At 46.4% G+C, this 4,815-nt stretch carries 5 protein-coding genes and 1 pseudogene; 3 read left to right on the forward strand and 3 right to left on the reverse strand.

What is annotated here, in order from left to right; translation table 11 throughout:
* The first annotated feature begins 26 nt into the window (after positions 1-26).
* Together EXE45_RS21880 and EXE45_RS16060 are read left to right on the forward strand one after the other, a co-directional pair.
* Positions 27-308: a PHP-associated domain-containing protein gene (locus EXE45_RS21880; RefSeq protein WP_369333763.1), complete on the forward strand. Its 282-nt coding sequence runs from the start codon at positions 27-29 to the stop codon at positions 306-308.
* Complete coding sequence (locus EXE45_RS16060) at positions 308-1,288, forward strand: lysylphosphatidylglycerol synthase transmembrane domain-containing protein (protein ID WP_137694909.1); 981 nt, start codon at positions 308-310, stop codon at positions 1,286-1,288. The genes EXE45_RS21880 and EXE45_RS16060 overlap by 1 nt, the downstream gene beginning before the upstream one ends.
* 303 nt (positions 1,289-1,591) lie before the next feature.
* On the opposite strand, the pseudogene EXE45_RS21410 reads toward EXE45_RS16060, so the two are convergent.
* A pseudogene (locus EXE45_RS21410) lies at positions 1,592-1,843 on the reverse strand (IS6 family transposase); the annotation flags it as partial.
* A 267-nt stretch (positions 1,844-2,110) separates the two neighbouring features.
* Here EXE45_RS21410 and EXE45_RS16065 point away from each other — a divergent pair.
* Positions 2,111-3,010 (forward strand): glycosyltransferase family 2 protein, encoded by a 900-nt coding sequence (locus tag EXE45_RS16065; protein WP_137694910.1) that lies wholly within the window; start codon positions 2,111-2,113, stop codon positions 3,008-3,010.
* A 157-nt stretch (positions 3,011-3,167) separates the two neighbouring features.
* Here EXE45_RS16065 and EXE45_RS16070 read toward each other — a convergent pair whose 3' ends face one another.
* Positions 3,168-4,304: a glycosyltransferase family 4 protein gene (locus EXE45_RS16070; protein ID WP_137694911.1), complete on the reverse strand. Its 1,137-nt coding sequence runs from the start codon at positions 4,302-4,304 to the stop codon at positions 3,168-3,170.
* Between the two features lie 146 nt (positions 4,305-4,450).
* Positions 4,451-4,815: hypothetical protein (locus tag EXE45_RS20765; protein WP_206750476.1), on the reverse strand; the 365-nt coding region annotated here is incomplete at its 5' end.

Raw genomic sequence — 4,815 nt, forward strand, 5'->3', positions numbered from 1 at the left:
AGTATTACAACGCAGATCTCGACGCAATTGCCTCACAAGTTGACGGCGTCGAGGCTCAAAATTCACGCTGTCTACTCTCTCGCTTCAACCGTCGCGCTCGGGAGTATGCTACCCAGCACGACTTAGCGATCACGGGCGGAAGCGATGCGCACTTTCCGATGGAGGTGGGCCGGTCTATAACAGTGTGTGACTCGCCATTCCGTGAGGCTATCAAATCCACATCAACGCAGATAGCCGGACGAGGGGGGTATCTCTCGGGTCATACTGCGACGAAACTAAATGACGCACTCAGGATGGTGAATCTCTAATGGGTGTCCTCTCAACAGTTCAACGAGCGATTCGCCAACACGGGCTCTGGGTCACAGCACTCTTGACGGTTGCCGTGTTCTTTGGGCTGTTCGTCGTCGGTGACGCCTCGCAAGTCGTTTCGGCACTGCTTGCGGTTGATCGCTGGCGGGTTGGTGTCGTGTTCCTCCTCGCTACGATTAGCTATGCTGTCCGGTTTCTCAAGTGGGAATACTATCTTCGCCACTTAGACATTGACATCCCACTCAAGACAAGTCTGATCGTGTTTTTCAGCGGTTTGATGATGGTCGTGACTCCTGGGAAAGCAGGTGAAGTCTGGAAGGCCTGGTTCCTTCGTGACCTCCGTGATGTACCAGTCAGTCAGACAGCGTCCGTGGTCGGTGCTGAACGAGTAACTGATCTGATCGCACTGTCGGCCTTTGCGTTTCTCGGGTTACTCATTTATCAGCGGTCATCGGTCGTGTTGATCGGCGTGATTCTCCTGTTCTTGCTCGGCATCAGTCTGCTTCAGTGGCGAACGTTTTGTCTACGTGTCTTAGGATGGCTAGAGACGCTTCCGATCGTCGGGTCGTATGTAACCGAGTTAGAGGAGTTCTATGAGAGTACGTATACGCTGTTCCAAGTGTGGCCACTCAGTACCGCGTTCCTCATTAGCCTCGTGGCGTGGGGCTTAGAGGGAGTTGCGCTGTGGGTGGTGCTAAGTGGTTTCAGTTCGGAAGCGACCCTCCTCGCTGCGTTGTTCGTGTTCGGGTTGGGATCGGTCGTGGGTGCGGCCAGCCTCCTTCCTGGGGGGTTAGCGGCCGCAGAAGCCAGTATGGTCGGAATGCTCGTCATCTTGGGATACACCCAGACAATTGCGGTAAGTGCGACAGTGATTATCCGGGTCGGAACGCTCTGGTACGGAGCAATCCTGGGAACGTGTGTCTTCGTCGTCTACCGGTTTGTGAGAGATCAGGGCCAAGTCACAAGCCCGAGCAACTGATTCAAGCTGGTTCGCTACTCAGTTTGGAATATGTTGGTAGACTGGTCGTGCTAACAGATACACTGTAATACAACTGACGATCAGCAGAAACACGATATTGACCGTCTGAACTAAGCTCGATGAGAAGCTCCGGAGAGATTGTCCGATAGTGATGTAAAAAATATCCCAGGGTAGTTCACCAATGATAATCCCGATCGCGAAGTTTCAGCTGGAGATAACGGCCAAGCCAGCCCCAATAGAGACACTCTCTGCGGGAGCTGGTAACAGTTGAGCGGCAACCATTCCTCGAAGTTCGCTCCCAGATGTCTCGGTAACCACAATGTGATCCGGGCACTGACCAGCTTCAGGCTGTAGATCGACTTTGTGAACCCAATTATGAACGGATAATCGAGTACGTTCGACGCCGAATATATCATCGAGAATATATTTGAAAGTGATAATCCAGCGAGATGGAACTGAATACCGAGATTCATTACACCTCGGTGTCTCCTTTCGCCTCATAAAACCTAATTTGATCTTGTCGACACTTCCAATGACGCGTATGCGTTCGGGCATGAATTACCCAGAAAAGACACCGCCTCAATCTTCATTCTTGTCTGAACACCACTGGAACGAATACAGTTAATGTATTCATCCGTGAAGTGCCGTCCTCTCAGATTATCAATATTAGTGGGTACGTCGAAACGGCAGATCCCATCCTAAACGCGGCGCAGCACAAAACTGTGTGCGATGATCCGATATATGCGATACAGATAAACTTCGGAACAACTGTTGTCTATATGATGGTTAAGTAAATTAAGCCAGAAGAGAAAGGCATCACACATGACAGGTGGCTCGGTGGTTGAAAGCAATCCAACGGTGGGGGCGGTTATCGTTAATTATCGCTCAGAAGAGGAAACTCATCGTCTGACGGCCGAACTCTATGAAGGCGTTGATGAACTCGTTATCGTAGATAATAGTTCGCCTTCGGCGACACTGGATCAGCTGGCAAGGAGCACAGAGAGGGTGTCATATCTTGAGAGTGACGGCAATGTTGGTTATGCTGCGGGGAACAATCTTGGAATACAACATCTTTCAGAGGAATGTGATTGCTATTTCATAATCAATCCAGATACTAATCTTCCAGATATCGAAGTAGTATCGCGGCTAGCGAGAAAAATCCTTGTGAATCCCGAGGTCGGTATTCTTGCGCCCGCTGTGGGTGATGATCCGCCCTCACAGCAACACCGAGATACAGCGGCTGTACGGCTTATGCATCGGTTCGGCTATCTGCCATCAGTCGGGTCCCGCGATGATGAACTTGTCCCCCGAACACAGGTCGTCGGCTGCTCGATGATGATTTCGGCAGATATGATTGAGGATATTGGATTGCTTGATCCGTCGTTTTTCCTCTACGTGGAGGAAATCGAATACTGTTTTCGGGCACGAGAACACGGATATCAGGTCGCATTCGATCCTGAGAGTGTTGTCGAACACAATCACGAAGAGACTGGGTTTGTACATACCAATCCGTACCAAGTCTACTATAGAACACGAAATCTGTTCCAGCTTGCTCGTCGCCGATTCTCGGGAGTGGGGCAGCTTCTCTTTCTCTCATCAGTTGGGATTTTGTTGTATGTAATCACGAGGAATCAAGAATGGACGCTACTGAAACCGTGGTTCGAAGGTTTTGTCGATGGTGTTCTTGGACGGACTGGACGAACTAGGTACCTCACCGACTAATCGATCAACGCTGTAATTTCGTAGGCACAGTGATTTACCTAACCTTGGAGGCGCAGTTACAAGGTCACGTTGTTTTATGATATTGTGGGCAAATAAGGACGATTATTACTGTAACTGAATTATCTTTATGACCATCTCATTTTCCAAACAATCATAACTACACTGCCCTTTTTTTACTAATATTAGAATATATTTTTATAATATCAGTTAGAATATTATCTGGGTGAAAACAATCTTTTACATATTCTATATTTTCTTGGCCTATTTGATCCTGATTTTTATATGCATATTTTATCGCCTTACTAAGACTACTTGGATCTGATGGACTACATAATAAATCTGGTTGTGGGACTATTTCCGATGGCCCTCCAGTATTAGTTGCAACAACTGGGAGGCCAGATTGCATTGCTTCAAGGATCGTCCTACCAAATGGTTCTGGCCACACACCGGGATGAACAAACACATCTGAATCATCAAATACCTGTGAGATTTTCTCATAGGGAATTTTTCCGGTAAACGAGATTCGTTCTGACGCTGAACTGGAAGATGCACGGGCTTCTAAATGTTCTTTCTCAGGACCACCACCAACAACTGTCAGTGAATAGTTTGTTGGTAGATGATTCATAGCATCAACGAGATACTTTACACCCTTTGACGGGCGCAAATGGCCCACATACACAAGGTTACCTCTCTCAGACGAGGTCCTCTTCATTGACGAAGCAAAGTTTGGATCAATCATGTTTGGAATGACCTCAAACTCACAGTCTGAAAGCCCCCATTCTTGATATTTTTCTTTGACAGGCCGACTCAGTGGGAGAAACATGTCGATTTTACGCATTTGTCTCTTCAATCTAGGTCGTTCAGCTCGGAGAAGTGTTAGTTCATACAATTTACGCTCAATTGACGGACTAATATTTACGGCCTGTCTATTCATTAATGAATATGAATTTAATGTCGCTACTGAGGGTATCTGTAATCTCTCAGAAATTCGACCAACTGCTGGATGTAAATCCATGTTATATGCATGAATAACATCACACTCAAGTTCATAATCAATGAGTCTCCGATATGCAATTTCGTTAGGAATAGTGTACGGATAAGTTGGGAGATCAGCTAGACGAGCAACTTTGACATCGTTTATAATCTCCGTATTCTTGCCATCGAATGAGACTACTGTTATGTTCCCAATTTCTTCACTTCTTTTTAATTGTTCTGCAAGTAATTGGGCACTAACTTCACCCCCGCCAGCATGCGTTGGCGGATATCTAGGTGTGACAAGGCAAATGTCTGTCATTTTATGAAATGTGCGGGCGATGTCTGAACAATTGGATGATTCGAAACTGTGGCACTCTATTGAGGTGAAATTTTGTAAGTTGACCCTTTCGCAGTCTAAAATACTCTTGATTTTGTATATTGGATTTCATCGGTTGTCGTCGACTGTCAGTCAGCTTTCTTTATAAATACTTCTCCTACTCCATTAGAATAGACCGTATTATCATTTGAATTACTATTTGGTAGATAAACGAATGCGTATTCTCGCGAGCCGAGGGTGACCCCTCCCGAATCTATCATTAAGCCTGTTTTTTCGGCGTGTTTAGAGTGTATATAGATAGTTCCATTAGTGATTGCACTTCGATTAACAGTTGTAGACACTTCCCCGTCTTCAAGTCGTTGTACTGGTATATTACTGCTTGTTCCTGCCGTTGTGAACACCTCATTACCAGTGATACGAGAATCAGTCCATATTTGAACTGCATTGTTTGATGCCGTTTCATACCGTTTGTAAGTCGGTATCTCGTCACTGT

This window comes from Halorubrum sp. SP9 (assembly GCF_005435015.1).
GTDB classification, from domain to species: Archaea; Halobacteriota; Halobacteria; order Halobacteriales; family Haloferacaceae; genus Halorubrum; species Halorubrum sodomense.

What these genes read in the sequence shown, in the direction of transcription:
- EXE45_RS16070 (WP_137694911.1), bottom strand. Translation starts at nt 4,304, where the DNA reads ATGACAGACATTTGCCTTGTCACACCTAGATATCCGCCAACGCATGCT.
- EXE45_RS16065 (WP_137694910.1), top strand. Translation starts at nt 2,111, where the DNA reads ATGACAGGTGGCTCGGTGGTTGAAAGCAATCCAACGGTGGGGGCGGTT.
- EXE45_RS16060 (WP_137694909.1), top strand. Translation starts at nt 308, where the DNA reads ATGGGTGTCCTCTCAACAGTTCAACGAGCGATTCGCCAACACGGGCTC.